Annotated in this window: 25 protein-coding genes; 13 read left to right on the top strand and 12 right to left on the bottom strand. The window is 70.5% G+C overall.

Features of this window, described 5'->3' with window-relative positions; translation table 11 throughout:
- The first annotated feature begins 44 nt into the window (after positions 1-44).
- The 5 genes from KZ820_RS16840 to KZ820_RS16820 all read left to right on the top strand — a co-directional run bounded on the left by KZ820_RS16840 (position 45) and on the right by KZ820_RS16820 (position 6,013).
- The gene (locus KZ820_RS16840) at positions 45-959 is read left to right on the top strand and encodes a sulfite exporter TauE/SafE family protein (RefSeq protein WP_219749821.1); all 915 of its coding nucleotides are present in this window, start codon (positions 45-47) and stop codon (positions 957-959) included.
- Positions 956-1,720 (top strand): TIGR02186 family protein, encoded by a 765-nt coding sequence (locus KZ820_RS16835; protein ID WP_219749819.1) that lies wholly within the window; start codon positions 956-958, stop codon positions 1,718-1,720. Before KZ820_RS16840 ends, KZ820_RS16835 begins: the two co-directional genes overlap by 4 nt.
- A 78-nt stretch (positions 1,721-1,798) precedes the next feature.
- Positions 1,799-3,481, top strand: a complete 1,683-nt coding sequence (locus KZ820_RS16830; protein WP_219749817.1) for an ATP-binding protein — start codon at positions 1,799-1,801, stop codon at positions 3,479-3,481.
- Between the two features lie 107 nt (positions 3,482-3,588).
- Positions 3,589-4,542: an aspartyl protease family protein gene (locus tag KZ820_RS16825; protein WP_258048281.1), complete on the top strand. Its 954-nt coding sequence runs from the start codon at positions 3,589-3,591 to the stop codon at positions 4,540-4,542.
- Between the two features lie 61 nt (positions 4,543-4,603).
- Entirely contained in the window at positions 4,604-6,013 is a 1,410-nt protein-coding gene (locus KZ820_RS16820) for a M20/M25/M40 family metallo-hydrolase (protein WP_258048280.1), read from the top strand.
- Positions 6,014-6,212: 199 nt separating this feature from the next.
- Here KZ820_RS16820 and KZ820_RS16815 read toward each other — a convergent pair whose 3' ends face one another.
- The 10 genes from KZ820_RS16815 to KZ820_RS16770 form a co-directional block, all read right to left on the bottom strand.
- Positions 6,213-6,851 carry a cell wall hydrolase gene (locus KZ820_RS16815; protein WP_219749813.1) on the bottom strand — a complete coding sequence of 213 codons (639 nt, stop codon included), beginning with the start codon at positions 6,849-6,851 and terminating at the stop codon, positions 6,213-6,215.
- A gap of 172 nt (positions 6,852-7,023) precedes the next feature.
- On the bottom strand, positions 7,024-7,359 hold the full coding sequence (locus KZ820_RS16810; RefSeq protein ID WP_219749811.1) for a DUF1491 family protein: 336 nt from the start codon (positions 7,357-7,359) through the stop codon (positions 7,024-7,026).
- Complete coding sequence (locus KZ820_RS16805) at positions 7,356-7,817, bottom strand: PaaI family thioesterase (protein ID WP_219749810.1); 462 nt, start codon at positions 7,815-7,817, stop codon at positions 7,356-7,358. The genes KZ820_RS16810 and KZ820_RS16805 overlap by 4 nt, the downstream gene beginning before the upstream one ends.
- Positions 7,804-8,274 carry a PTS sugar transporter subunit IIA gene (locus tag KZ820_RS16800; protein ID WP_219749808.1) on the bottom strand — a complete coding sequence of 157 codons (471 nt, stop codon included), beginning with the start codon at positions 8,272-8,274 and terminating at the stop codon, positions 7,804-7,806. Before KZ820_RS16800 ends, KZ820_RS16805 begins: the two co-directional genes overlap by 14 nt.
- Before the next feature lie 31 nt (positions 8,275-8,305).
- Entirely contained in the window at positions 8,306-8,896 is a 591-nt protein-coding gene (gene hpf, locus KZ820_RS16795; protein ID WP_219749986.1) for a ribosome hibernation-promoting factor, HPF/YfiA family, read from the bottom strand.
- A gap of 54 nt (positions 8,897-8,950) precedes the next feature.
- Positions 8,951-9,646 (bottom strand): DNA polymerase III subunit epsilon, encoded by a 696-nt coding sequence (gene dnaQ / locus KZ820_RS16790; protein WP_219749806.1) that lies wholly within the window; start codon positions 9,644-9,646, stop codon positions 8,951-8,953.
- 8 nt (positions 9,647-9,654) lie between these two features.
- The gene (gene coaE / locus KZ820_RS16785; RefSeq protein WP_219749804.1) at positions 9,655-10,248 is read right to left on the bottom strand and encodes a dephospho-CoA kinase; all 594 of its coding nucleotides are present in this window, start codon (positions 10,246-10,248) and stop codon (positions 9,655-9,657) included.
- A gap of 7 nt (positions 10,249-10,255) precedes the next feature.
- Complete coding sequence (locus tag KZ820_RS16780) at positions 10,256-11,071, bottom strand: shikimate dehydrogenase family protein (protein ID WP_219749802.1); 816 nt, start codon at positions 11,069-11,071, stop codon at positions 10,256-10,258.
- Positions 11,068-11,655, bottom strand: coding sequence for a Maf family protein (locus tag KZ820_RS16775; protein WP_219749800.1), 588 nt, complete (start codon positions 11,653-11,655; stop codon positions 11,068-11,070). Before KZ820_RS16775 ends, KZ820_RS16780 begins: the two co-directional genes overlap by 4 nt.
- Before the next feature lie 5 nt (positions 11,656-11,660).
- Positions 11,661-12,491 (bottom strand): pyruvate, water dikinase regulatory protein, encoded by an 831-nt coding sequence (locus KZ820_RS16770; protein ID WP_132908428.1) that lies wholly within the window; start codon positions 12,489-12,491, stop codon positions 11,661-11,663.
- Positions 12,492-12,811: 320 nt separating this feature from the next.
- On the opposite strand from KZ820_RS16770, the gene hemE reads away from it, so the two are divergent.
- The 7 genes from hemE (at position 12,812) to ribA (ending at position 19,367) form a co-directional block, all read left to right on the top strand.
- Positions 12,812-13,852: a uroporphyrinogen decarboxylase gene (gene hemE / locus KZ820_RS16765; RefSeq protein ID WP_219749798.1), complete on the top strand. Its 1,041-nt coding sequence runs from the start codon at positions 12,812-12,814 to the stop codon at positions 13,850-13,852.
- A gap of 15 nt (positions 13,853-13,867) precedes the next feature.
- Positions 13,868-14,323 carry a CopD family protein gene (locus tag KZ820_RS16760; RefSeq protein ID WP_219749797.1) on the top strand — a complete coding sequence of 152 codons (456 nt, stop codon included), beginning with the start codon at positions 13,868-13,870 and terminating at the stop codon, positions 14,321-14,323.
- A 155-nt stretch (positions 14,324-14,478) separates the two neighbouring features.
- Positions 14,479-15,735 (top strand): transcription termination factor Rho, encoded by a 1,257-nt coding sequence (gene rho / locus KZ820_RS16755; protein ID WP_132908431.1) that lies wholly within the window; start codon positions 14,479-14,481, stop codon positions 15,733-15,735.
- Between the two features lie 154 nt (positions 15,736-15,889).
- Positions 15,890-16,606: a TerC family protein gene (locus KZ820_RS16750; RefSeq protein ID WP_219749984.1), complete on the top strand. Its 717-nt coding sequence runs from the start codon at positions 15,890-15,892 to the stop codon at positions 16,604-16,606.
- Between the two features lie 73 nt (positions 16,607-16,679).
- Positions 16,680-17,288, top strand: a complete 609-nt coding sequence (locus KZ820_RS16745; RefSeq protein WP_219749795.1) for a LolA family protein — start codon at positions 16,680-16,682, stop codon at positions 17,286-17,288.
- Between the two features lie 226 nt (positions 17,289-17,514).
- Entirely contained in the window at positions 17,515-18,297 is a 783-nt protein-coding gene (locus KZ820_RS16740) for an exodeoxyribonuclease III (protein WP_373369033.1), read from the top strand.
- A 47-nt stretch (positions 18,298-18,344) separates the two neighbouring features.
- Positions 18,345-19,367, top strand: coding sequence for a GTP cyclohydrolase II (gene ribA, locus KZ820_RS16735; protein ID WP_219749982.1), 1,023 nt, complete (start codon positions 18,345-18,347; stop codon positions 19,365-19,367).
- A gap of 193 nt (positions 19,368-19,560) precedes the next feature.
- Here the strand turns inward: ribA and KZ820_RS16730 are convergent, their stop codons facing one another.
- On the bottom strand, positions 19,561-20,778 hold the full coding sequence (locus KZ820_RS16730; protein WP_219749791.1) for a UbiH/UbiF/VisC/COQ6 family ubiquinone biosynthesis hydroxylase: 1,218 nt from the start codon (positions 20,776-20,778) through the stop codon (positions 19,561-19,563).
- 116 nt (positions 20,779-20,894) lie between these two features.
- On the opposite strand from KZ820_RS16730, the gene KZ820_RS16725 reads away from it, so the two are divergent.
- Positions 20,895-23,201, top strand: a complete 2,307-nt coding sequence (locus KZ820_RS16725) for an FtsK/SpoIIIE family DNA translocase (protein ID WP_219749789.1) — start codon at positions 20,895-20,897, stop codon at positions 23,199-23,201.
- A gap of 122 nt (positions 23,202-23,323) precedes the next feature.
- On the opposite strand, the gene KZ820_RS16720 is transcribed toward KZ820_RS16725, so the two are convergent.
- Entirely contained in the window at positions 23,324-25,732 is a 2,409-nt protein-coding gene (locus KZ820_RS16720; protein ID WP_219749787.1) for a ligase-associated DNA damage response DEXH box helicase, read from the bottom strand.
- Between the last annotated feature and the right edge of the window lie 77 nt (positions 25,733-25,809).

The following is a 25,809-nucleotide window of genomic DNA, read 5'->3' as shown; positions in this document are numbered from 1 at the left end:
GCGGTGGCGTCGGCGCGTCGAACCGGCTAGCGGCTGGACGCGCCATGGACATCTACCTGCCGATCGCGAATCTGTCGGTGAACGCGCTCGTGATGATCGCGCTCGGCGCGGGCGTCGGGCTGCTCTCGGGCATGTTCGGCGTGGGCGGCGGCTTCCTCACCACCCCTCTGCTGATCGTCTACGGCATCCCGCCCACCGTCGCCGCCGCCTCCGCCGCCACGCAGGTGACCGGCGCGAGCGTCTCGGGCGTGTTCGCGCATTTCCGCCGCAACGGCGTCGACACCCGCATGGGCACGGTGCTGGTGATCGGCGGCGTGCTCGGCTCGCTGTTCGGCGCCTGGCTGTTCCGGCTGCTGCAGCGCTGGGGGCAGATCGATACGACGATCGCGATCACCTATGTGCTGCTGCTCGGCTCGATCGGGCTGCTGATGCTGCGCGAGGCAGTGAGCGCGATCCTGGTGGCGCGCGGTCGCCGCGCCGCGCCGCCGCGCCGCCGCCGCCATCATCCGCTGGTCGCGTCGCTGCCGTTCCGGATGCGCTTCTACGCCTCCGGGCTGTACATCTCGCCGCTGGCACCGCTGCTGCTCGGCTTCTTTACCGGTATCCTGACGATCCTGCTCGGGGTTGGCGGCGGTTTCGTGCTGGTCCCGGCGATGATCTACCTGCTCGGCATGGCGACGTCCGTGGTGGTCGGCACCAGCCTGTTCCAGATCCTGTTCGTCACCGCCGCGGCGACGATGGTCCACGCCACCACGACGCGCGCGGTCGATATCGTGCTCGCCGCGCTGCTGCTGGTCGGCTCGGTGGTCGGTGCACAGGTCGGCGCCCGCTTCGCCGCACGCGCGCGGCCCGAGTATCTCCGGCTCGCGCTGGCGATCATGGTGCTGCTGGTGGCGGGGCGGATCGCGCTGGGGCTCGGCTGGCGCCCTGACGAGATCTACGCGGTGGAGCTGTCGTGAGGCGCGCCGCCTGGGCGCTGGCGCTCGCCGCGCCGCTGCTTACCGCGCAGAGCAAGCCGGTGCTGGTGCCCGACGTGTCGCAGCGTGACATCGAGATCGCGTACAGCTTCACCGGCGCCGAACTGCTGCTGTTCGGCGCGATCCTCTACCCCGGCGGCCGCGTGCCGACGGGCGAGCGCCCCGCGGACATCGTCATCGTGGTGAAGGGGCCGACCCAATCGATCACCATCCGCGAGAAGGAGAAAGTGGCGGGCATCTGGGTCAACGCGGGGCGGCTGCGGTATCGTTCGGCGCCTTCCTTTTACGCGCTGACGTCGTCGCGCCCACTGGGCCAGCTGGTCGACGCGCGCACCCGCGCGATTTACGAGCTCGGGCTCGATAGCCTCCAGCTCTCGCCCGCCTCTGCCGCACCGACCGAGGTGCAGGACCGCTTCACCCGCGGGCTGGTCGAGCAGCGCCGCCGCGCCGGACTGTTCTACGAGGCGCCGGGCGCGGTCGAGATCACCGACGGCGTCCTCTATCGCGCACGAGTCGCGATCCCGGCGCGCGTGCCGGTCGGGCGCTTCACCGCCGAGACCTTCCTGATCCGCGACGGCCGCGTGCTCGCCGCGGCGGTGCGCGACATCGACATCCGCAAGTCGGGCTTCGAGCGTTTCGTCGCCGCCGCGGCGCAGCGCCACGAGATCCTCTACGGCCTGGCGGCGGTGGCGCTGTCGGTGCTGCTCGGATGGGCCGCGGGACGATTCGCGCAGCGCGCCTGAGGCGCCCGCATCCATCCTATCTTTACGAAGCTTCCGTACCGCTGGCCTTCGCGGTTTCGGAGAGAAAAGTAGCTTCGTATGAACGACATCGTCGGCCAGGGCGAGTTCCGCGCGGCACTCGCCGCGGCCTTCCCGGACGCGCCGCTCGCGGCGCCAGCGCCCGCCGGCCCGGAGCCGCTCGGCTATGTGCTCGAGATCGCCGGCGGGCAGGGCGAGCTGGTGCTCGACTCGCCCGCGCTCGCCGCCCTCGCCGATCACCCCGACCCGCTGGTCGCCAGCGCGGGGCAGGTCGGCGGCCAGCTCAAGGTGCGCGCCGGCGCGATGTGGCTGGTAGCGACTGTGCGAACGGTGCGGCTGGCCCGCGGCCAGGCCGATCAGGTGATCGCCGCGATCGACTTCATCGGTGAGGGCGAGGTCGAGCGGCTGACCGGCCACCTCCACCATTTCCGCCGCGGCGTGACCGCCTTCCCGCTGCCGGGCGCGGAGGTGTTCGCGGTGAGCGGCGCCGATCTCGAGCAGGTCCACGCCGCCTCGGGCCGCGCCGCGATCGCGATCGGCACCGTCCACCCGACCCGCGACGTGCGCGCCTCGCTCTACGTCGACTCGCTGCTCGGCAAGCATTTCGCGCTGCTCGGCTCGACCGGCACCGGCAAGTCGACCGCGGCGGCGCTGATCCTCCATCGCCTGTGTCACCTGGCACCGCAGGCGCACGTGGTGATGATCGATCCCCACGGCGAATATGGCGCCGCCTTCGCCGGCGAGGGCGCGCTGTTCGACGTCTCGAACCTGCAGATGCCGTACTGGCTGATGAACTTCGAGGAGCATTGCGAGGTGCTGCTCACCAGCGCGGGTGCGGAGCGCCAGGTCGACGCGGACATCCTCGCCAAATGCCTGCTCGCGGCTCGCGGCAAGAGCCGGCTCGGGCAGGAGATCGCGCGGCTGACGGTGGACGCACCGATCCCCTATCTGCTCAGCGACCTCACCCAGATCCTCCAGCAGGAGATGGGCAAGATGGACCGCGCCGGCGATACCGCGCCCTACCTGCGGCTCAAGAACAAGCTCGACGAGCTCAAGGCCGATCCGCGCTACGGATTCATGTTCTCCGGCATGCTGGTGGCGGACACGATGGCGGGGTTCGTGCAGCGCATCTTCCGCTTCTGCGGCGACGGCAAGCCGATCTCGATCATCGACGTCTCGGGCGTGCCGAGCGAGATCACCGCGGTTGTGGTGGCGGTGCTCAGCCGCATGGTGTTCGACTTCGCGATCTGGTCGCGGGCCGAGCCGCAGCGCCCGATCCTGCTCGTCTGCGAAGAGGCGCATCGCTATGTCCCCGCCGGGCGCGAGGAGCGCACCGCGGTGGGTCGCATCCTGGGCCGCATCGCCAAGGAGGGGCGCAAGTACGGCGTGTCGCTCGGCCTGGTGACGCAGCGTCCGTCCGACCTCGCCGAGGGCGTGCTCTCGCAGTGTGGCACGATCATCTCGATGCGGCTCAACAACGAGCGCGACCAGGCGTTCGTCCGGGCCGCCATGCCCGAAGGGGCGCGCGGCTTCCTCGACGCGCTGCCCGCGCTGCGCAATCGCGAGGCGATCGTGTGCGGCGAGGGCGTGGCCATCCCGATCCGGGTCGCCTTCGACACGCTCGAAGAGGGCAAGCGACCCGCCTCCGACGATCCGGTCTTCTCCGAGCTATGGCGCGAGGGCGGCGGCGAGGAACAGATCGTCGCGCGCACGATCCAGCGCTGGCGCGGTCAGGGGCGCTGAGCGTCGGGGCGACCACCGCCATGCACCATCTCACCCGTCGGTATCTCCGCTGGCGCTGAGTCCGGATCGGGCATACCATCTTTGTCATGGAGAGGTGGCTCGCGCTCATGCTGGCCAGCATCGCCCTGCCGGCGTCGGCGCAGGCGGGAGCGCCCTCCCCTGCATCGACGGCGGCGCTCGGGGTCGTCCCGGTGACGCTTCCCGATGACCTGCCCGCCGACGCCGGCGACGCGCTCGACTTCCTCACAGCCGAGGATCGCATGACCGTCCCGGTCGAGATCGCCGGCGCAGGGCCCTTCCCCTTCATCATCGACACCGGCGCGCAGCGCAGCGTGATCTCGCGCCAGCTCGCCGCGCACCTCGGTCTCGCTACCGGGCGCCGCGTGCGCGTGGTCGCGATGGCGGGGACGAGCGAGGTCGACACCGCCATCCTTCCCACCCTGTCGGTGAGCCCCAAGCCGGTCGCCAGGGTCGGCGGCGAGCGGATCGAGGCGCCGATGTTCGAGGCGCGTCATCTCGGCGCGCCGGGCATGCTCGGGATCGACACGCTCCAGGGGCAGGCGCTGACAATCGACTTCGACGCGCAGCGGATGCAGGTCACGCCGTCCAGCAAGCGCGAGCGGCTCAAGCGCGAGCCCGGCGAGATCGTGATCCAGGCGCGCAGCCTGTTCGGCCAGCTCGTCGTCACCAGCGCCACCGTCGCGGGGCGGCGCGTGCGCGTCGTGCTCGATACCGGCACCAGTGTCAGCCTCGGCAATCTGGCACTGCGCCGGCTGCTGGCGGGCCGGCGCGGCGAGACCACGGTGCTGACCAGCGTGCTCGGGGTGCAGATCTCCGCCGACTATGCGCTGCTGCCCGAGATGACGCTGGGGCCGGCCAAGATCCGTGCGCTGCCGATCGCCTTCGCCGATGCCGCGCCGTTCCGAGTCTTCGGCATCGATGACAAGCCAGCGCTGATGCTGGGGATGGACGCGCTGCGGCTGTTCCGCCGCGTTCACATCGATTTCGCCAACCGCGAGCTGCGCCTCCTCCTGCCGCGCGACCTGCGCCGCAGCGGCTGAGCCCCGTTGCGCCCCGCCCTCTTCGCTGCGAGGCTGGCGGCGGACGGACGAGGGAGGATCGATGCGCGGGATCGGGATGGCGGCGCTGCTCGCCGGGCTGCTGGTGGGGACGATGGTGGCAGGCAGCGCGACGGCGCAGGCGCGTCCGGACGAGAGGGCCTTCTTCGATCTCTACCGCGAGATGGTCGAGACCAACACGGTGGTCAACGTCGGCAGCTGCACCCAGGCGGCGGAGCAGGTCGCGGCACGGCTGAAGCGCGCGGGCTATGCTGACGCGGACGTGACGCTCTTCTCCACCCCGGAGCACCCCAAAGACGGCGGCGTCGTCGCGGTGCTGCGCGGCAGCGACGCGGCGCTGAAGCCGATGCTGCTGCTCGGTCACCTCGACGTGGTCGAGGCCAAGCGCGCCGACTGGCAACGCGACCCGTTCAAGCTGGTCGAGGAGGACGGCTATTATTACGCGCGCGGCGCGGTGGACGACAAAGCCATGTCCGCGATCTGGGCCGATGCGATGATCCGCTTCCGGACGCAGAACTACCGGCCGAAGCGCACGATCAAGCTGGCGCTGACCTGCGGCGAGGAGACCACCTTCGCCTTCAACGGCGCGCAATGGCTGGCGCAGCACCGCCCCGAGCTGATCGCGGCCGAGTTCGCGCTCAACGAGGGCGGCGGCGGGCGGCTCGACGCGAAGGGCAAGCGCCAGCTGCTGGCGGTGCAGGTCGGCGAGAAGGCGGCGCAGAACTACACCTTGCTGGCGACGAACCCGGGCGGGCACAGCTCCACGCCGGTGCCGGAGAACGCGATCTACGAGCTCGCCGACGCGATCAAGGCGGTGCAGAACTACGAGTTTCCGGTGCGGTTCACCGACACGACGCGCGCCTATTTCACCGCAACCGCGCAGCGGGTCGGCGGCGAGCAGGCGGCGGCGATCACGCGGCTGCTGGCCAACCCGCAGGACCGCGCCGCGGACGTGATCGTCAGCCGCGACAAGGTGATGCACTCGACGCTGCGGACCACCTGCGTGGCGACGCTGCTGAGCGCGGGCCATGCCGAGAACGCGCTGCCGCAGCGCGCCACCGCAAACGTCAACTGCCGCATCTTCCCGGGCGAGACGGTCGACGGCACGCTCGCCAAGCTGCGCGCACTGGCGGGCAGCAAGGTGACCGTCACCGCCAACCAACCGATCCGCCCCACCGCGGTGCCGCCGACGCTCGACCCGAAGATCATCGGCCCGATGGAGGCGCTGGCGAAGAAGCATTTCCCCGGCGTGCCGCTGCTGCCGACGATGTCGACGGGGGCGACCGACGGGGTGTTCCTCGAGGCGATCGGCATCCCGGTCTACGGCGTGCCGGGGACCTTCCTCGACCCAGATTTCAACGGCGTGCACGGGCTCAACGAGCGCATCCGGGTCGTGTCGCTCTACGCCGCGCGCGACTATCTGTTCGACCTCGCCAAGGCGTATGCGGGCTGACGACAAGAATAAGCGAGGCGCCATCAACGCATCACCCCGGCGAACGCCGGGGTTTAGCTGGGAAGGCCGTGGTAAGACCCACATCCGTTCCGTAGCTGGACCGCGGCTTCCGCCGGGGTGACGAAGTTGTTGGGGTTATCCTGGCCCGATCAGCGCGGCCCGGAGACGCTCACCCCATCCCTCGCGAGCGCGGCGGCGCTCAGCGGAAGAAGACGTGGTTGCCGATCGAGGCGACGCGCTGGCCGGCGGCGCGGCCCGTGCTGCGGTGGTGGAAATAGAGCGCGTTCGACGCGTCGGTTTCCCAAGCGTCCTTCATCGCGACCTTGGCCACCGCCATCGCGGTGCGCCAGTCGTCGTTCGACGGCGCCGACGGCATCACGCCGCCGCGCACGAAGGAGAACTGACCCTTCTGGGTGATGACGTCGCACACGCTGCCGCCGAAGCGACGCGACTTGGTGCGGTTGAGGATCACCTCGGCGACCGCGAGCTGACCGCTCAGCGGCTCACCGCGCGACTCGAAATAGATCGCACCGGCGAGGCAGCGCATGTCCTCGTCGGTGTTCGACGGGATCGACTGGTCGGCGACCGCGGCAGCGAGGGTGGGATAAGCGACCTGCTCGTCCGCCTGGTCGGCAGCGGCCTGGTCGAGGATCTGGTCGGCGTTGTCGGACGCCGGCGTCGCCGTCGCGGGAACCGCGTCGGTGACGGCGAGCTGGCTCGCGGTGACACCCGGGAGCGTCGGCACTTCGGCGGCGAGGCCGGGCGCGCTCTGCAGGGCCAGCGAGACGATCGAGGCAGTGAACGCTGCGAAAGCTGCAGCGCGGGAACCTAATGGCATTCCACGTCTTGTTTATGCGGTGGGTACGCGGAAACGGTCGCTGAACCAGCGTTAGCTGCTCAAAAGACCGACCGGGTGCCCCCCCGACTGCGTCACCGTTCGGGATCGCACCCCGCATCGGCACAACGCCTGTTGTCGATCCCATCTCGCTACGGGCGATGGGTTAACAGCGTCAATCGACCAGCATCGTTTCAGCGACGAACCGTTCGGCGTCCGGGACGTCCAGTTCGATCACCCAGAGGTCGGGGTCACGACGCCGTCGCAAACGCCAGTATTCCTCCACCGCGGCCGAGTCGCCGTCGTCGGGCCCGGCGGCGATCAGCACGTCGCGGTCGTCGATCCCCCGCATCCGCTCCACCGCGCGCAGCGAGCGGCCCTCGCACAGCAGCACTAGCACCGCCCCGGACTGCGCCTCACCCGAGGCGCGCACCACCGCCATGCCCCCGCTGTCGTTGACTCGCCTGAGCAGCGCGCCGACCGCGAGATGGGTGGGCAGCCGCGCGCTCACGCCGCGGTTGCCGCGTAGCCGGGCAGGCTGGCGAGCGCGATCCGCGAGCGCATGAAGGTACCGGTGCCGCGCGCCACCTCCTCGCCGTCGGCCGCGATCAATCGCGCTTCGGCGACGAAGACGCGGCGCTGGCCGCTGACCCAGCGCCCCTCCGCCACCACCTCGCCCTCGCCGAGCGGGCGGGTAAGCAGCAGGCTGAACTGGGTGGTGAGCAGGAAGCGGTCGGTCACCAGACTATTGCATGCGTAGAAGGCGGCATCGTCGAGCATCTTGAAATAGCTGGTGCCGTGCGCCGCACCCGCGGCGTGGAAGTGGCGCTGGTCGACGCGGAAGCGGATCCGCGCGACGCCGGGCTCGACGATCTCGAGCCGCGACTCGAATAGACGGTTGATCGGCGCCGCCGCGTACAGCGACTCGAGCGCGCGGTGATGCGCCGCGGCTCCCTCAGGCGGCGTCACGCGTGTCGTCCGCGGTGAGCAGCGCGTAGATCGCGTCGGGCGAGCCCGCGCCGCGCAACTTGGCGACCAGGGTACGGTCGCGGAACCGGCGTGCGACGCGGGCCAGCGCCTTCAGATGCTCTCCTCCAGCGTGGGGCGGCGACAGCATCGCCACCACCACGTCGACCGCGACGTCATCGACCGCGGCGAAGCCGAGCGGCTGCGCCAGCCGCGCCACGATCAGCGCGACCCGCTGCATGCCCGCGAGCCGCGCGTGCGGGATCGCGACGCCGCCGCCGAAACCGGTCGACCCCTCCTTCTCGCGCGTGGCCAGCCCCTCGGCGACGGCGCGTGCGTCCAGCCCCACCCACGGCGCCGCGAGCACACCGAGCTGGGTGAAGAGGGCCTTCTTCGACGCCGCGGGCAGTCCCACGACGACGAGCTCCGGCACGAGCAGGTCGCTCAGGTCAGTCGCCATGATCGATGCCAAGTAGGCGGCCGCGCGCGCCTCAGCCAGCGCGCTGCGGCTCGACCCATCCGATCGTGCCATCGCCGCGGCGATAGACCATGTTGTACGAGCCCGTGCCGGCATTGCGGAACAGCAGCGCCTGGGTGTTGCGCAGGTCGAGCATCATCACCGCGTCGGAGACGCTCGCGTCGGGCACGTCGACGCGGGTCTCGGCGATTACCAGCGGCGCGTCGCCGGCCTCGTCCTCGTCGGTCGATTCGGCGAAGAGCGTGTAGCCGGCATTGTCATAGCCGTTGCTGTCCTTATCGGCCTCGGCCGCGGCGTGCGCGGGGGCGCGATCCTTGAGGCGGCGGACATAGCGGCGCAGCTGCTTCTCGATCTTCTCGGCGGCGCCGTCGAAGGACAGATGCGCGTCATGCGCGTCGTGGCGCCCCTTCAACACCAGCCCGCGCGTCACGTGCGCGACGATGTCGCAGGTGAAGCCGTTGTCGTGCGGGCCCTTGCCGAAGGTGGTCTCGGCCGAGATGGCGCGCGCGAAATATTTGTCAGCGATACCCTGGAGCCGGTCCTGCACATGGGCCTTCAGCGCGTCGCCGATCGCCACCTGGTGACCTGATACCCGGATATCCATCATCTCTTCTCCATCGTTGCCGGTCGAGCCCCTGCCCGGCTGGTGCTAAGCGCGTCATCCGGACGCGTCGGCCCCCCACAGGGGTTCTTTGACCCCCTTCAGAAACGCGGCATGCGCGGCCAGTTCCGCCGCATTCGCCGAAAAGAGCCGCGGCGGCCGCGCGCGCGCCGGCGCCGGCACGCTGCTGGCGGTCGCGGCGGTCACCATGATCGGCTCGCTCACCAGCCCGAGCCCGATCTGCCGGCCGCCCTGAAGTTCGACATAGACCTGCGCGAGCAGCTGCGCGTCGAGCAAGGCGCCGTGGAGCACGCGGTGCGAGCGATCGATGCCGTAGCGGTTGCACAGTGCGTCGAGCGTGTGCTTGGCGCCGGGGTGGCGCGTGCGTGCGAGCTGAAGCGTGTCGACCATGCGCGAGCGGCACACCGCGGTGCGGCCGCAGCGCTCGAGCTCGCCGTTGAGGAAGGAGAAGTCGAACCCCGCGTTGTGCGCGATCAGCGGCGCGTCGCCGATGAACTCGAGCAAGGCGTCGACGCCGAGCGCGAACACCGGGTGCTTGGAGAGAAAGTCGATGCGCAGCCCATGGATGCGCGCGGCCTCCTCGGGCATGTCGCGCTCGGGATGGAAATAGGCGTGGAAGGTGCGCCCGGTCTCGCAGCGGTTGACCAGCTCGACGCAGCCGATCTCCACCATCCGGTCGCCGCCGACGAAGCTCAGCCCCGTGGTCTCGGTATCGAAGACGATCTCGCGCATGCGCAGCGTTATCGACCCGCCGCGGCGCTGGCGCAAGCGATCAGGCGCAGCACCGCCGCGCGCGTCTCGGCGAGCGGCACGTCGGTGGCGATCACCGCGTCGGCGCGCGCGCGCTTCTCGGCGTCGGGCAGCTGGCGCGCGAGGATCGAGTCGAGCTTGGCCGCGGTCATGCCCGGTCGCGCCAGCGTACGCTCACGCTGCACCGCCGGCGCCGCGGACACCACCGCGACCTGGTCGACCGCGGCGTCGCCGCCGGTCTCGAACAGCAGCGGGACGTCGAGCACCACCAGCGGCGCGGCAGCGTGGCGCGCGAGGAAGGCGGCGCGCTCGGCCGCGACCGCGGGGTGGACGATCGCCTCCAAGTCGCGTAGCGCGACTTCGTCCCCCAGCACGGCGGCGCCGAGCGCGGCTCGGTCCACCCCTGCCGCGCTGGTGGTCCCCGGAAAGCGCGCCGCGATCGCCGGGACCAGCGCGCCGCCAGAACCCTGCAAGCGGTGGACCACCGCGTCGGCGTCGAACACGGGCACGCCCGCCTCGGCGAACATCCGCGCCACCGTGGTCTTGCCCATGCCGATCGAGCCGGTGAGTCCGAGCACGATCATCGCGCGCTCACGCCAGTAGCAGCGCGCGCAATTGTTCGTCGCGCTCGCGCGGTGGCGCGGCGCCGAAGAACAGCTCGAACGCGAGCGCGGCCTGGCCGATCAGCATCTCCAGCCCGTCGACCGTGTCGAGGCCGCGCGCGCGCGCGGCGGCGAGCAGCGGCGTCTCGAGCGGGGCATAGACGATGTCGTAGACGAGCGCATCGTCGGGCAACGGATCGAGGTCGAGCGCCAGCGGCGGCTGCCCGGCCATGCCAAGCGCGCTGGTGTTGACCAGCAGCGCGGTGTCGGGGCGCAGCCGCGCCTCGAGCGGGAGCGCGTCGCCCTTGAGCCCGAAGCCGGCGAGCAGCGCGGCACCCTTGAGCGGCGTGCGATTGAGCAGGGTCACGCGCCCTACCCCCACCTTCGACAGCGCGAACAGCACCGCGCGCGCTGCGCCGCCGGCACCGACCACCGTGACCGCCGCGTCGGCGAGATCGAGGTCGGCGATCGGCGAGAGGAAGCCGGCGGCGTCGGTGTTGGTCGCGGCGAGCTTGCCCGACTCGTCGCGGAACACGGTGTTGGCCGCGCCGATCGAGCGGCGCACCCCGCCGGGATCGGGGACATGGTCGAGCGCCGCCACCTTGTGCGGCACGGTGACGTTGCAGCCGCGCCAGTCGGGGTCGCGCGCGCGCGCCGCGAAGAAGCGGCCGAGATCGTCCGCGGCCACCCGCTCGGCGCGATAGTCGCCCGCGATCCCCAGTGCCTCCAGCCAGAAACGGTGAATCAGCGGCGACTTGGAGTGGTCGATCGGGTCGCCGATCACCTCGGCATAGGGAGTCGTCACGTCGGCAGCACCTCGCGCGTGCGGAGAAAGTCGAGCACCGGCAGCAGCGGCATGCCGAGCACGGTGAACTGGCTGCCCGAGACCTTGGCGAAGAGCTGCACGCCCGGCCCCTCGATCCGGTAGCAGCCGACGCAGCCCGCGATCGCTGGCCACTCGGCATCGAGGTAGGTCTCGATGAACGCGTCGGACAGCCGCCGCACGGCGATCCGCGCGGCATCGACGACGCGCCACACCGGCCGGCCATTCTCCGCGATCACCGCGGCGCTGACCAGATCGTGGTGCCGCCCCGACATGCGCCGGAGGTGATCGCGCGCTTCCTCGCGCGTGGTCGGTTTATCGAGCACGCTGCCGTCGTCCAGCACCGCGAGGCTGTCCGACCCGAGCACCAGCGCCCCGGGATGGCGCGCCGAGACCTTGAGCGCCTTCAATTCAGCGAGCGCGTCGGCGAGATCGCGCGGACGCGCGCCGGCCATCGCCGCCTTGAGCGCGGCCTCGTCGGCGTACGCCGGCTCGGCGGTGAAGGGCACGCCCGCGGCGGACAGCATGGCGGTGCGCGAGGCGCTCTGCGAGGCGAGGATCAGCATGTCGGTCAGTCCGTGGTGCGGGTGGCGGTGCCGCGGCGCTCGTTGACCAACGCGATGATCGCCGCCGCGGTCTCCTCGATCGAGCGCCGCGTGACGTCGATCACGGGCCAGCCGTTATCAGCGAAGATGCGGCGCGCGAAGGCGATCTCGCGCGCCACCGCGTCCTGGTCGACGTAGTCGGTCTCGGGCGCCTGGTTGAGCGAGAGCAGCCGGTTGCGGCGCACCTGGATCAGCCGGTCGGCACTGGTCGTCAGCCCCACCACCAAGGGATAGTCGAGCGCGAACAGCGAGGCGGGCGGCGGACTCTCCACCACGATCGGGATGTTGGCGGTCTTGTAGCCGCGGTTGGCGAGATAGATCGAGGTCGGCGTCTTGGACGAGCGGCTCACCCCGGCGAGGACGATATCGGCTTCCTCCCAGTCCTCGTGCGCGATCCCGTCGTCGTGCGCGATGGTGAACTGGATCGCGTCGACGCGCGCGAAATAGGCCGCGTCGAGCACGTGCTGGCGGCCCGGGCGCGCCTTCGCCTGCTGGCCGAGCAGCATCGACAGCGCGTCGTTGACCGGGTCGAGCGGCGCTACCGTCGGCAGGCCGAGCGCGCGGCAGCGATTCTCCAGCGCAGCGCGAGTCACCGGGTTCACCAGCGTGAACACCACCAGCCCGGGGTTCTGCGCGATCTCCTGGAGGATGCGGTCGAGGTGCATCTCGGTGCGCACCATCGGCCAGAAGTGCCGCACCGTCTCGACGTCGTCATATTGCGCCAGCGCCGCCTTGGCGATGTTCTCCAGCGTCTCGCCGGTCGAATCGGAGAGCAGATGGAGGTGGAGGCGCACCATCCTCAGCCGCCTGGGGATCGAACTGTGGACAACATGGGGACGGGCGCTAGCGCAACTCGCCCGCGCCGCCAAGCGAACGCCGCGGCGGTGGATGAATCCGATTCCATCCACAATCTCGTCCGCAGCCGCGATGTTCCTCCACAGCCTGTGGATAGCGGGGACGAGGCGCGCCGAATCGCTGACGCCGCGTCGGACTCGCGCGGTCAAGCTGTTGGCATTTCCGGTGACGGCGGATTAAGCCACCGCAACCCACGTGCCATCCGCATCAACAACCTTCTTCGAGATTCTATTATCTGAAGGGGGCGAGGACGATCTCACCCGTGCCCACTTCCCCGATCGAGACCATCAAACCGCTGTTGCGCACGTTGCAGGGCGAGCGGCAGGAGCGCCCGCCGCTGTGGCTGATGCGCCAGGCCGGGCGCTACCTGCCCGAATATCGCGCGCTCCGGGCCGAGAAGGGCGGCTTCCTCGCGCTCGCGACCGACCCGGAGGCCGCGGCCGAGGTGACGCTCCAGCCGATCCGCCGCTTCGGCTTCGACGGCGCGATCCTGTTCTCCGACATCCTGATGGTGCCCTGGGCGCTCGGACAGGAGCTCAGCTTCGGCGCCGGCGAGGGGCCGCGGCTCACACCCGCGCTGGTCGACGCCGCGCTGGCATCGCTCGAGGCGGCGCCAGCGCGGCTCGACCCGGTCTACGCCACGGTGCGCGGCGTCGCCGCCGCGCTGTCCCCAGCGACGACCTTCCTCGGGTTCGCCGGCTCACCCTGGACGGTGGCGACCTACATGGTCGCGGGCCAGGGTAGCCGCGACCAGGAGGAGACGCGGCTGTTCGGCTATCGCGATCCCGCGGCATTCACCGCGATCATCAAGGCGGTGGTCGCGTTGACGGTCGACTATCTCGCCGCGCAGCTCGACGCCGGGGTGGACGCGGTGCAGCTGTTCGACAGCTGGGCGGGAAGCCTTTCGCCCGAGCAGTTCGAGCGCTGGGTGATCGCCCCCAACCGCGCCATCGTCGACGGCCTGCGCGCGCGACGCCCCGGCGCGACGATCATCGGCTTCCCCAAGGGCGCCGGCGGCAAGCTCCCCGCCTACGCCGCGGGCACTGCGGTCGACGCGATCGGACTCGACGAGACGGTCGACCCGACCTGGGCTGACCGCGTGCTGCCGGAAGGGCTGCCGGTGCAGGGCAACCTTGACCCGCTCGCGCTGCGCGTCGGCGGCGCCGCGCTAGACCGCGGCATCGATCGCGTGCTCGCCGCCTTCCCCGAGCGGCCCCACGTGTTCAACCTGGGCCATGGCATCGGCCAGCACACGCCCGTGGCGCACGTCGAGCATCTGGTCGCGCGCGTCCGCGGCGCGTAAGGGCGGAGCATGACCATGGCGGGTTTCCTTGGCGCGACCTACGATTGGGTGAAGGCGGCGCACCTCATCTTCGTGATCTTCTGGATGGCGGGCATGTTCATGCTGCCGCGCTATCTCGTCTATCACCAGGAAGGGCTGGCCGACCCGGCCGAGGCGGCGCGCTGGGTCGAGCGCGAGGGCAAGCTGCGCGCGATCATCCTCACGCCGGCGATGATCCTGGTGTGGATCCTCGGCATCGCGCTCGCGCTCAACGCCGGCATTGCCGACGGCGCGCCGGGGCTGGGCTGGCTCCACGCCAAGATCGTTTTGGTCGTGCTGCTGTCGGGTTATCACGGCTGGGCGGTGGGCTATGCGCGCAAGCTCGCCGCTGGCCGCGCGACCCTCTCAAACCGCGCGTTGCGGCTCGTCAACGAGGTGCCCGCGATCGCCGCGGTGCTGATCGTCATCCTGGTGATCGTGAAGCCGTTCTGAGCCGCGCGTGCCGGCTTGACTAAGCCGCGGCCGACTCTTACCTCGCGGTCACGGCGTGACCGGTCCCGGTCTCCCGCCTCCTCTACAGCTTCGTATCTCGAGCGTATTCGCCGGCCGAGCTTCCCCCCACTCCCGAGCACATCGGACACGTCTACATGCATCTGAAGGATTTGAAGAAGAAGGCCCCGGCCGACCTCGTGCAGCTCGCCGAGGAGCTCGGGGTCGAGGGCGCGTCGACGCTGCGCAAGCAGGATCTGATGTTCGCCATCCTCAAGGTGCAGGCCGAGAACGGCGAGCAGATCATGGGCGAGGGCACGATCGAGGTGCTGCCCGACGGCTTCGGCTTCCTCCGCTCGGCGCAGGCCAATTATCTTGCCGGGCCGGACGACATCTACGTCAGCCCCAACCAGGTGCGGAAGCACGGCCTGCGCACCGGCGACACGGTCGAGGGCGAGATCCGCGGGCCCAAGGACGGCGAGCGCTATTTCGCGCTGGTGAAGATCACCCAGGTCAATTTCGAGGACCCGGAGCGCGTCCGCCACCGCGTCAACTTCGACAATCTGACGCCGCTCTACCCCGACGAGCGACTCAAGATGGAGATCGAGGACCCGACGATCAAAGACCGGTCGGGCCGCGTGCTCGACGTGGTCGTGCCGATCGGCAAGGGCCAGCGCTGCCTCATCGTCGCCCCGCCGCGCGTCGGCAAGACGATCATGATGCAGAACATCGCGCGTGCGATCAGCCACAACCACCCCGAGGTGTTTCTGCTGGTGCTGCTCATCGACGAGCGCCCCGAGGAAGTCACCGACATGTCGCGCACGGTCAACGGCGAGGTGGTCTCGTCCACCTTCGACGAGCCGGCGACGCGCCACGTGCAGGTCGCCGAGATGGTGATCGAGAAGGCCAAGCGCCTCGTCGAGCACAAGAAGGACGTGGTTATCCTGCTCGACAACATCACCCGCCTCGGCCGCGCCTACAACACCGTGGTGCCCTCGTCGGGCAAGGTGCTGACCGGCGGTGTCGACGCCAACGCGCTGCAGCGCCCCAAGCGCTTTTTCGGCGCGGCGCGCAACATCGAGGAGGGCGGCAGCCTCACCATCATCTCGACCTCGCTGATCGACACCGGCAGCCGCATGGACGAGGTGATCTTCGAGGAGTTCAAGGGCACCGGCAACGCCGAGATCGTGCTCGACCGCAAGGTCGCCGACAAGCGCATCTTCCCCGCGATCGACGTCGGCAAGTCCGGCACCCGCAAGGAGGAACTGCTGGTCGAGAAGGACAAGCTCAGCAAGATGTGGGTGCTGCGCCGCATCCTGATGCAGATGGGTACCGTCGACGCGATGGAGTTCCTGCTCGGAAAGATGAAGGATTCCAAGACGAACGACGATTTCTTCGACTCGATGAACCAGTAAGCCGCTTTCGCGCCCGCGGTCTCTCGGGGCGGGCGTGACAGGCGGGTGAAAGCTCGCTCCGATTATCAGGTGGTAACTTTTCGCGGGCGGTGCGTTGGTTCGACGTGCCGCCCGCTCGTATCTTCAGGGGAGTGACGTCGTGAGCCTGATCGCCATGCTGGCCGCCGCGGGGGCGGCTGTCGCGCCCCAGGGACCCGGCTCGCTCGGCGACATCTGGCAGCATATCGTCGCCGACTTCTCGAACCTCGGCGATCCCGCCGCGCTCGCCGCATTCGGCTCGGTGCTGATGATCGACCTGGTGCTGGCGGGCGACAATGCGATCGTGGTCGGCGCGCTCGCCGCCGGCCTTCCCTCGGACCAGCGCAGGAAGGTGATCCTGATCGGCATCGGCGCCGCGCTGGTGCTGCGCATCTTCTTCGCGCTGATCGTCACCTGGCTGATGGGGATCGTCGGGCTGATCTTCGCCGGCGGCCTGCTGCTGCTGTGGGTGAGCTGGAAGTTCTGGCGCGAGATCCGCGCCGGCGGCCACCAGCCCGACGCCGAGGGCAACGGCGACGCCGCCGTCGCGCCCGCGCGCAGCTTCGTCGGCGCGGCCTGGGCGGTCGCGGTGGCGGACGTGTCGATGAGCCTCGACAACGTGCTCGCCGTGGCGGGCGCGGCGCGCGAGCATCCCGGCATCCTCGTCGTCGGCTTGCTGCTGTCGGTCGCGCTGATGGGGCTGGCGGCCAACTTCATAGCACGGATCATCGATCGCTACCGCTGGATCGCTTATGTCGGCCTGGCCGTCATCCTCTTCGTCGCGGGCAAGATGATCTACGAGGGCTGGGTCGGCGCCGAGAACACACCGGGCATCGCCTCGCTGCTCGGCTGATCGGATCGCGCCGGGTTCACGGCGCGTTCAACGCCTCCGCGGCAGGACCGGCCTGTCTGACAACGGAGTGACGATGCGTACTTTCCTCGTGCCGCTGGCGGCGATCGCGGTGGCCGCCGCACCGGCCGCCGCGCAGGGCAACGATCTCGCCGCGGTCCAGCGCTTCCTCGCAGCGGCCGAGACGATGACCGCCGATTTCAGCCAGACCGATCGCAACGGTCGCGTTCTGACCGGTGCGCTGACGCTCAAGAAACCGGGCAAGATCCGCTTCCAATATCAGAAGGGCGTGCCGCTGCTCATCGTGAGCGACGGCAAGGCGTTCACCTTCATCGACTATTCGGTAAAGCAGGTGCAGCGCTGGCCGATTGGCAACTCGCCGCTCGGCGTGCTGATCGATCCCAGCCGCGATATCTCGCGCTATGCCAAGGTCGTGCCGTCGCCCAACCCCGACGTCCTCTCGGTCGAGGCGAACGACCCCAAGCATCCCGAGTTCGGGCGGATCACCATGGTGTTCGCGCGCGACGCCAGCGCGCCGGCGGGGCTGATGCTGCAGGGCTGGGTCGCGCTCGACAGCCAGGGCAATCGCACGACGATCCGGCTCAACGGGCAGAAGTTCAACGCGCCGGTGAGCGACGGCGCGTTCCGCTGGACCGATCCGCGCCGCCAGGGTCGCAGCGGCTGACGAATTTCTACAATCCGTTCATCTGACTGACAGCTTAATTGTCCTAAATAAGAGCCGTGGGGGCGGACGCCTCGGGGATTTTCCCCCTGTTGCCCTGAGCCCTTCTCCCCCGCTTGCGTGATGAACGCTGTGTCGGCCCTCGCTCCATGCCCCCGGAGCGGGGGCCTTTCACGTTCCGGCCGGCAGGGTGTTTGCGCGACGCGATCGACCGCCTATGTCGCGCCGCGTGAAGATCGTCTCCTGGAACATCAACTCGATCCGCTTCCGCCTCGACATCGTCGAGCGCTTCCTGCGCGAGGCCGCCCCCGACATCCTGTGCCTGCAGGAGACCAAGGTGATCGACGCCGACTTTCCGGTCGCCGGGTTCCGCGCGCTCGGCTATGACCATGTCCTGCTCAACGGCCAGCGCATGCACCACGGCGTCGCGATCATCAGCCGCGTGCCGATCGAGGCGGACGAGCGGCTCGACTGGCAGGCCAATCGCGAGGCGCGCCACCTCGGCGTGCGGCTGCCCGGCGGCGTGCGGCTGGAGAACGTCTATGTCCCCGCCGGCGGCGACGTGCCCGACCGTGAGGTCAATCCCAAATTCGGGCAGAAGCTTGATTTCGTCGAGCGGATGACGCGCTGGTCCGAGACGCTGAACGTGCCCACCATTCTCACCGGCGACTTCAACATCGCGCCGCTGCCGAGCGACGTGTGGAGTCACAAGGCGCTGCTCAAGGTGGTGAGCCACACGCCCGTCGAGGTCGAGGCGCTCGAGCGGCTTCGGTCGTCGAACGACTGGGTCGATCTCGGCCGTCACTTCCACCCCGCGCCGGCGCGGCTCCACACCTGGTGGAGCTATCGCTCGCCCGACTGGACCAAGAACGATCGCGGCCGCCGGCTCGACCATATGTGGGCGACCGCCGACGTCGCGCGCACCGCCACCTCGCACACCGTCTTCGAGCCGTGCCGCAGCTGGCTCAAGCCGAGCGACCACGTCCCGATCATGACCGAGTTCGCCTGGTGAGCCAGGCCAGCGCCGACCCGCGCGACGCCGCACGCGCGATCGACGCGATGCGGCGCGGCTGGCCGATCGCGCTCCACGCGCCGGGCGAGCCCCCGCTGGTGCTGCTCGCGGTAGAGACCGCCGATGCCGCGCGGCTCGCCGCCTTCGCGTCCGACGCGGACTATGCCGTGCTGATCTCGGCCGGGCGCGCGGAGACGCTGACGCTGACCAACCAGCGCGCCGCCGCGGCGCCCGACCAGCCGGTGCTGATCGAGCGCGCCCCGTGGTTCGACATGGCGCTCGCCACCGCGCTCGCCGACCCGCAGCTCGACCTCGCCACACCGCTCAAGGGGCCGTTCCGCACCGCCGCGCTCGCGAGCCCGGTCGCAGGCGCCGCGGCGCTGCGGCTGGCGCGCGTCGCCGGGCTGCTCCCCGCCTTCTTCACCGGCGGGGTCGAGCCGGCGGTGGCGATCGACGTGGCCGCGATCGACGCGCACGAGGACGCGACCCGGCTCGCGATCGCGGTGCGCGCGCGGCTGCCGGTGGCCCAGGCGGAGGACGCCGAGATCGTCGCCTTCCGCTCGCCCGAAAGCGCCGACGAGCATGTCGCGCTGCTGATCGGCCAGCCGACCGGCGGACCGCCGCTGGTGCGGCTGCACAGCGAGTGCCTGACGGGCGACGTGCTCGGCAGCCTGAAGTGCGACTGCGGCCCGCAGCTCGACGCCGCGATCCACCGTATCCGCGACGCCGGCTGGGGCATCCTCCTCTACCTGCGGCAGGAGGGGCGCGGCATCGGGCTGGTCAACAAGCTGCGCGCCTATGCGCTGCAGGATCAGGGCTATGACACGGTGGACGCCAACACGCGGCTCGGCTTCGCGGTGGACGCGCGCGACTTCGGCGTGGCGGCGCGGATGCTGGTGCTGCTCGGCCAGGAGCGCGTGCGATTGCTGACCAACAATCCTGCCAAGGTCGCGGGACTCGAGGCGGCAGGGGTGACGGTGGTGGAGCGGGTGCCCCACGCGCTGCCGGCGAATCCTCATAACGCGCGCTATCTCGCGACCAAGCGCGATCGGACCGGCCATCAATTCTGAGTCTCCGGGTGCGATCAGGTCGGGTCACGCGACGGCGCGATCAGGAAGGTGTTCTCACGCGGCGGCCCGAGGGCGCTGAGCTGTATCGCGCGCGTTCACGTGACCTCGTCTTGACGACACCCAGCGCCGACGCTCCGCGTGAACCAATCCCCTTCGCGCCTTCGCGTCTTCGCGTGAGCCAATCAGCAGCCGCTCACACCGTCGCGCCCATCAGCAGCTTGGGCAGGTCGCCGCTCTCGCCGCGCGCCTCGCTCATGAAACGGTCCTTGAGCGGCGGGATGCGGTCCACCGCGCTGATCCCGAACCGGCGCACCGCGCTCGCAGCCTTGCCGGGAATGCCGAACAGCCGCGTGAGCGTGTCGGTCGCCGCCGCCACCATGAAGGTGTCGAGCCCGCGCCACGCCTCGTAGCGGCGCAGCAGCTGCGCGTCGCCGGCGTCGAGCCCGAGCCGCCGTCCCTCGACCAGCACCTCGACCAAAGCCGCGACGTCGCGATAGCCGAGGTTCACCCCCTGCCCCGCGATCGGGTGGATGCCGTGCGCCGCGTCGCCCACCAGCACCAGCCGCGTGTCGGTCACGCGCGCGGCATGGTGGAAGCCGAGCGTGTAGCTCGCGCGCGGGCTGGCGTACGACAACGCGCCGAGGAAGCCGCCCATGCGTCGCTCCGCCTCGGCGAGGAAGCCGCGGTCGCCGAGCTTGAGCATGCCCGCCGCCTGGTCAGCCGCGACCGTCCACACGATCGCCGAGCGGTGCCCGATCTCGTCGTCGGGCAGCGGCAGCAGCGCGAAGGGGCCGGCGGGGTAGAAGATCTCGTAGGCGACGTTCTCATGGCTGCGCTCGTGGTGGAACGCGCCGACGATCGCGGCATGGTGGTACTGCCAGCGCGCCACCGCGATCCCCGCCGCCTCGCGCGTCGGCGACTGGCGCCCCTCGGCGGCGACGAGCAGGTCGGCGGTGACGGAACGTCCGTCGGACAGCGTCGCGCGCACGCCGTCCTGGTCGCGTGCCACCGCGGTGGCACGCGTGTTCATGCGGAGATCGACCAGCCGCGCAGCGGAAACCGCCTCGTACAAGGCGCGGCGCAGCAGCCGGTTCTCGTACATCGTGCCGAGCGCGGCGTCGTCGGCGGCAGGGACGAAGTCGAGCTTGCCCGGCGCCAGGCCGTCGCTGACGCGGATGTGGCGGATCGGGCACCCCTTTCCGCGCAGCGCCTCGCCCACCCCGATCGCGTCGAGCATGCGATGGCTCGCGCTGGCGACCGCCGAGGCACGCCCGTCGAAGCCGGCGGCGAGCATCACCGCGGGGTCCGCGGGGTCGACGACGATGGCGGAGAGGCCGTGGCGGTCGAGCGCGACCGCGAGCGCGCTGCCGACCAGCCCGCCACCGAGGATGAGCACGTCTGCGTGGTCCATGGCGCTTGCCCTACAGGGTCGTGCGCGTGGGCGAAAGGGCGGGTCTCTTGACGCGGACTCGCGCTGGGCGGACAATGTACGCCGGGCATTTCAGACATCGCTGAGGACGGGAACAGATGGCGAGCAGGGCCGACGCGCCGCTGTGGCGCGAGACGGTGAAGGCGGGGGCGCTGCGCAGCGGCGCGCTGATCGTCGCGGTGGCGCTGGTCGCGCTGACGCTGGCGATGGCGCTCGCGCTCGCCAGCTATCGCCCGAGCGACGCCGCCTTCAACACCGCCGCGGGCGGCGTCGCGGGCAATCTGCTGGGCGCGCCGGGCGCCTGGTTCGCCGATCTCGCGCTGACGTTGTTCGGCCCCGCCGTGGCGTTGCTCCTGCCGGTCCCGCCGCTGGTGGCGGCGCGGCTGTGGCGCGAGCAGCCCGCGGGCGCATGGCCGCGGATGCTGCGCGGCACCGCGGTGGCGGTGGCGCTGATGGCGGTGGCGCTCGGCTGCGCCGCCCCGGGCGCGGTGCCCGCGCTGCCGTTCGGCTGGGGCGGCGCGGTCGGCTTGGGCGTGGTCGCGGCCACGCGCTGGGCGCTCGGGCTGGTCGGCGACGCGCAGGTACGCTGGTGGGGCGTGGTCGCGCTCGGCGTGGTGAGCGGTGTCGGCGGCGCCTTCCTGTGGGGCCGCAGCCTCGAGATCGACTTCGCCCGGCTCGCCCCGCGCGGCGGACTGCGCCGCGCGCGCGGCGACGCGGACGAGGCGTTCGATGAGGCAGACGCCCCGTTCGATACCGCCGCCGCGCCGGCGTTGGCGCGTCGTCCCGCACCGCGCGCCGTGGCGGAGCCCAGCGACCGCCCCGCCCCGGTCATCAGCGAGCGCGCGCTGGCACCCTCGGCGGCGGCGCCCAAGCCGCAGCAGCGGCTCGACCTGCGCGACAGCTACACCTTGCCGGGGCTTGACCTGCTTACCCCCGCGCCGGCCAACCAGAGCAACCCGGTCGACAAGGCCGCGCTGGAGCGCAACGCGCGGCTGCTCGAGACCGTGCTCGACGACTTCAACGTCAAGGGCAACATCACCGAGGTCCGCCCCGGCCCGGTGGTGACGATGTACGAGCTCGAGCCCGCGCCGGGGATCAAGGCGACCCGCGTGATCTCGCTCGCGGACGATATCGCGCGCAACATGTCGGCGATCTCGGCGCGCGTCGCGACCATCCCGGGGCGCACCGTGATCGGCATCGAGCTGCCCAACACCAAGCGCGAGATGGTCTCGCTCCACGAGCTGGTGGCGAGCCAGGCGTTCGAGGACCAGTCGGCGCAGCTCCCCGTCATCTTGGGCAAGAACATCGCGGGCGATCCCGTCATCGCCGATCTCGCGCCGATGCCGCATCTGCTGGTCGCGGGGACGACCGGGTCGGGCAAGTCGGTCGGGCTCAACGGCATGATCCTGTCGCTGCTGTACCGGCTGACGCCTGACCAGTGCCGCATGATCATGATCGACCCGAAGATGCTCGAGCTGAGCATGTACGACGACATCCCGCACCTGCTCTCCCCGGTGGTCACCGATCCGGCCAAGGCGGTGCGCGCGCTCAAATGGGCGGTCGAGACGATGGAGGACCGCTACCGCCAGATGTCGTCGGTGGGCGTGCGCAGCCTCGCCTCGTTCAACGAGAAGGTGCGCGCCGCGCGCGCCAAGGGCGCGCCGCTCGGCCGCCGCGTGCAGACCGGCTACGGCGAGAACGGCCAGCCCGTCTACGAGGAGGAGCAGCTCGACTATGACGTGCTGCCGCAGATCGTCGTCATCGTCGACGAGCTCGCCGACCTGATGATGACCGCGGGCAAGGAGGTCGAGTTCCTGATCCAGCGGCTGGCGCAGAAGGCGCGCGCCGCGGGCATCCACCTGATCATGGCGACGCAGCGCCCCTCGGTCGACGTCATCACCGGCGTGATCAAGGCCAACCTGCCGACGCGCATCTCCTTCCACGTCACCAGCAAGATCGACTCGCGCACGATCCTGGGCGAGCAGGGCGCGGAGCAGCTGCTCGGCCGCGGCGACATGCTCTACATGCCCGGCGGCAAGGGCATCGTCCGCGTCCACGGCCCGTTCGTCAGCGACGACGAGGTGCGCGCGGTCACCGACCATTGGCGCGCGCAGGGCCAGCCCGATTACATCGAGTCAGTCACCGAGGAGCCGGCGGAGAGCTTCGCGCTGGAGGGCGCGCCGACCGGCGAGGACTCGGCCGAGGACCAGCAATATCGCGCCGCGGTGGCGATCGTGTGTGGCAGCCAGAAGGCTTCGACCTCGTGGCTCCAGCGCCAGCTGCGCATCGGCTACAATTCGGCGGCGCGGCTGATCGAGCGGATGGAGAAGGAAGGCGTCGTGAGCCGGCCCGACCATGTCGGGCGGCGGGAGGTGCTGCGCGACACGGACGGGAACCAGGTGTGAGGTGATGCGGGTGGCTGCGCGGGAAGGCTGCTTCGAGGCACCTACAGCGCTGACGTTCCGACGCTTCTAAGGAGCGCTTCCCTCTCCAGAAGGAGGAAGAGCGGGACGCGTCAGCCGCCCCCTCAATCCACCCGCATCGCTTCCGCCGCCAGCGCCTCGGCCTCGATCAGCAGCGAGTCGTCGGCGCTGCCCGTCGCCACTTTCTCGCGCCCGATCAGCGTCAGCACCGGCACCGCCAGCGGGGTGACGCGCGGCAGGTCGACGTGGACCATCGTGTCGGCGGCGCGGTCGAGCAGGTCGGCGAGCCGGCCCACGTCGGTCATTCGCGCGCGCGCGTCGGCCCAGGCGGCCTGGAGCAGCACGTGCCCGGGTTCGTACTGGCGCAGCACGTCGTAGATGAGGTCGGTCGAGAAGGTGACCTGCCGCCCCGTCTTGCGCTTGCCGGGATGCTGGCGCTCGACCAGCCCGCCGATCACCGCCACCTCGCGGAAGGCGCGCTTGAGCAGGTGCGAGCGCTCGACCCACTCGACGAACTCATGCTCGAGGATGTCGGCCGAGAACAATGCCGCCGGATCGGTCACGCGCTCCAGCCCGTAGCAGGCGATCGCATAGTCGTTGGCGACGAAGCCGAGCGGCTTGAGTCCCAGCGTCTCCATCCTCTTGGTCACCAGCATGCCGAGCGACTGGTGCGCGTTCCAGCCCTCGAAGCTGTACGCGACCATGTAGTGGCGCCCCTCCCTCGGGAAGGTCTCGACCAGCAGTTGCTCGGGCGCGGGCAGGGTCGAGCGGCGCGACTGGATCTCGAGCCAGTCGCGCACGTCGGCGGGGAAGCGGTGCCACTCGCCCGGCTCGGCGAGGAAACGCCGCACGCGCGAGGCAAGGTTGGTAGAGAGCGGCATGCGGCTGCCGCCGTAGGTCGGGATCCGCGCCGGGCGGCTGGTGGCGCGGACGATCAGGTCCTCGGTGTCGATCTTCTCGACCTCGAGGCTCAGCCCGGCGAAGAAGAAGGTGTCGCCGTGGCTCAGCGTCGCGGCGAACCCCTCCTCCACCTTGCCGAGCGCGCGGCCGTTGCGGAAGCGCACCTTGAGCATCGTCGCCTCGACGATGATACCGGCGTTGAGCCGGTGCTGCGCGACGAAGCGCGGGTGGCTGACGCGCCATGTCCCGTCGGCGTCCTGCGTCAGGCGCTTGAACCGGTCGTACGCCTTGAGCGAATAGCCGCCGTCGCGGATGAAGCCGAGCACGCGCTCGAACAGTTCGTCGCGCAGCGCCGTATACGGGAGCGCGGAGCGTACCTCGGCCAGCATGGCGCGCTGGTCGAACGGCGCGGCGCAGGCGCACGCCATGAGATGCTGCGCCAGCACGTCGAGCGCGCCCATGCGGAACACGTCGGCATCGAGCTCGCCCGCCTCCACCGCGTCGAGCGCGGCGCGGGCCTCGAGATATTCGAAGCGGTTGCCCGGGACGACGATCGCCTCGCTCGGCACGTCGAGACGGTGGTTGCTACGCCCGATCCGCTGCAGCAGCCGCGACGAACCCTTGGGCGCGCCCATCTGGATCACGCAGTCGACATCGCCCCAGTCGACGCCGAGGTCGAGGCTGGCGGTCGCCACCAAGGCGCGCAGCCGCCCCGCCGCCATCGCGCCCTCCACCTTGCGGCGCGCCTCCTTCTCCAGGCTGCCGTGGTGGATTCCGATCGGCAGCTGCATCGCATTGGCCTTCCACAGGTCCTGGAAGATCAGCTCGGCGAGGCTGCGGGTGTTGCAGAAGACGATCGAGGTCCGGTGCGTCTCGATCTCGGCCATCACCTGCTCGGCGGCATAGCGGCCGGAATGGCCCGCCCAGGGGACGCGGTCCTCCGGCAGCAGGATGGCGATGTCGGGGTCGGGGCCGGGCTCGCCCTCGACCAGCGCGACCTGGTCGATGTCGCCGTCGGGCGCGAGCCACGCGCGATAGCCGTCGGGGTCGGCGACCGTGGCGGAGAGCGCGACGCGGCGGCACGCCGGCGCGATCGTCTGCAACCGCGCCATGCACAAGGATAGCAGGTCGCCGCGCTTGCCGGTGGCGAACGCGTGAACCTCGTCGACCACGATCGTGCGCAGTCCCGCGAACATGGTGAAGCTGTCCGGATAGCTCAGCAGCAGCGACAGCGACTCGGGCGTGGTCAGCAGGATCTGCGGCGGGCGCACGCGCTGGCGGGCCTTGCGGTCGGACGGCGTGTCGCCCGTGCGGGTCTCGACGCGGATATCGGCGCCCATCTCGTCGATCGGGGTGACGAGGTTGCGCTGGATGTCGACAGCCAGCGCCTTGAGCGGCGAGACGTAGAGTGTGTGCAGACCCTCGCTCGGCGTCTCGATCAGCTCGGCGAGCGTGGGCAGGAAGCCGGCAAGCGTTTTACCGGCACCGGTCGCGGCGATCAGCAGCGCGTGGCGGCCGGCGTGCGCCTCGTCGAGCATGTCGATCTGGTGCCGGCGCGGCTGCCAGCCACGACGCGCGAACCAGTCGGAGAGGAGCGGGGGGAGCGCGGTCAAGGTCCGTGAGATGTAGCGACGCGGTGGGGTCGGGCAAGGTGCTCTGGTGTTTCGGGTTCTGCCCCCCGCCCCCTATC

Origin of the sequence: Sphingomonas citri (assembly GCF_019429485.1) — a bacterium.
GTDB classification, from domain to species: Bacteria; Pseudomonadota; Alphaproteobacteria; order Sphingomonadales; family Sphingomonadaceae; genus Sphingomonas; species Sphingomonas citri.
The sequence above is the reverse complement of the archived record's forward strand: the minus strand, read 5'-3'. Positions and strand labels throughout refer to the sequence as shown.

Coding starts and splice junctions, on each gene's coding strand:
- rho (WP_132908431.1), top strand. CDS start 14,479: ATGCATCTGAAGGATTTGAAGAAGAAGGCCCCGGCCGACCTCGTGCAG.
- KZ820_RS16825 (WP_258048281.1), top strand. CDS start 3,589: ATGCTGGCCAGCATCGCCCTGCCGGCGTCGGCGCAGGCGGGAGCGCCC.
- KZ820_RS16745 (WP_219749795.1), top strand. CDS start 16,680: ATGCGTACTTTCCTCGTGCCGCTGGCGGCGATCGCGGTGGCCGCCGCA.
- dnaQ (WP_219749806.1), bottom strand. CDS start 9,646: ATGCGCGAGATCGTCTTCGATACCGAGACCACGGGGCTGAGCTTCGTC.
- KZ820_RS16800 (WP_219749808.1), bottom strand. CDS start 8,274: ATGGCGACTGACCTGAGCGACCTGCTCGTGCCGGAGCTCGTCGTCGTG.
- KZ820_RS16775 (WP_219749800.1), bottom strand. CDS start 11,655: ATGCTGATCCTCGCCTCGCAGAGCGCCTCGCGCACCGCCATGCTGTCC.
- KZ820_RS16820 (WP_258048280.1), top strand. CDS start 4,604: ATGCGCGGGATCGGGATGGCGGCGCTGCTCGCCGGGCTGCTGGTGGGG.
- KZ820_RS16760 (WP_219749797.1), top strand. CDS start 13,868: ATGGCGGGTTTCCTTGGCGCGACCTACGATTGGGTGAAGGCGGCGCAC.
- KZ820_RS16815 (WP_219749813.1), bottom strand. CDS start 6,851: ATGCCATTAGGTTCCCGCGCTGCAGCTTTCGCAGCGTTCACTGCCTCG.
- hpf (WP_219749986.1), bottom strand. CDS start 8,896: ATGGATATCCGGGTATCAGGTCACCAGGTGGCGATCGGCGACGCGCTG.
- KZ820_RS16730 (WP_219749791.1), bottom strand. CDS start 20,778: ATGGACCACGCAGACGTGCTCATCCTCGGTGGCGGGCTGGTCGGCAGC.
- ribA (WP_219749982.1), top strand. CDS start 18,345: ATGCGGCGCGGCTGGCCGATCGCGCTCCACGCGCCGGGCGAGCCCCCG.
- KZ820_RS16725 (WP_219749789.1), top strand. CDS start 20,895: ATGGCGAGCAGGGCCGACGCGCCGCTGTGGCGCGAGACGGTGAAGGCG.
- KZ820_RS16750 (WP_219749984.1), top strand. CDS start 15,890: ATGCTGGCCGCCGCGGGGGCGGCTGTCGCGCCCCAGGGACCCGGCTCG.
- coaE (WP_219749804.1), bottom strand. CDS start 10,248: ATGATCGTGCTCGGACTCACCGGCTCGATCGGCATGGGCAAGACCACG.
- KZ820_RS16830 (WP_219749817.1), top strand. CDS start 1,799: ATGAACGACATCGTCGGCCAGGGCGAGTTCCGCGCGGCACTCGCCGCG.
- KZ820_RS16770 (WP_132908428.1), bottom strand. CDS start 12,491: ATGGTGCGCCTCCACCTCCATCTGCTCTCCGATTCGACCGGCGAGACG.
- KZ820_RS16840 (WP_219749821.1), top strand. CDS start 45: ATGGACATCTACCTGCCGATCGCGAATCTGTCGGTGAACGCGCTCGTG.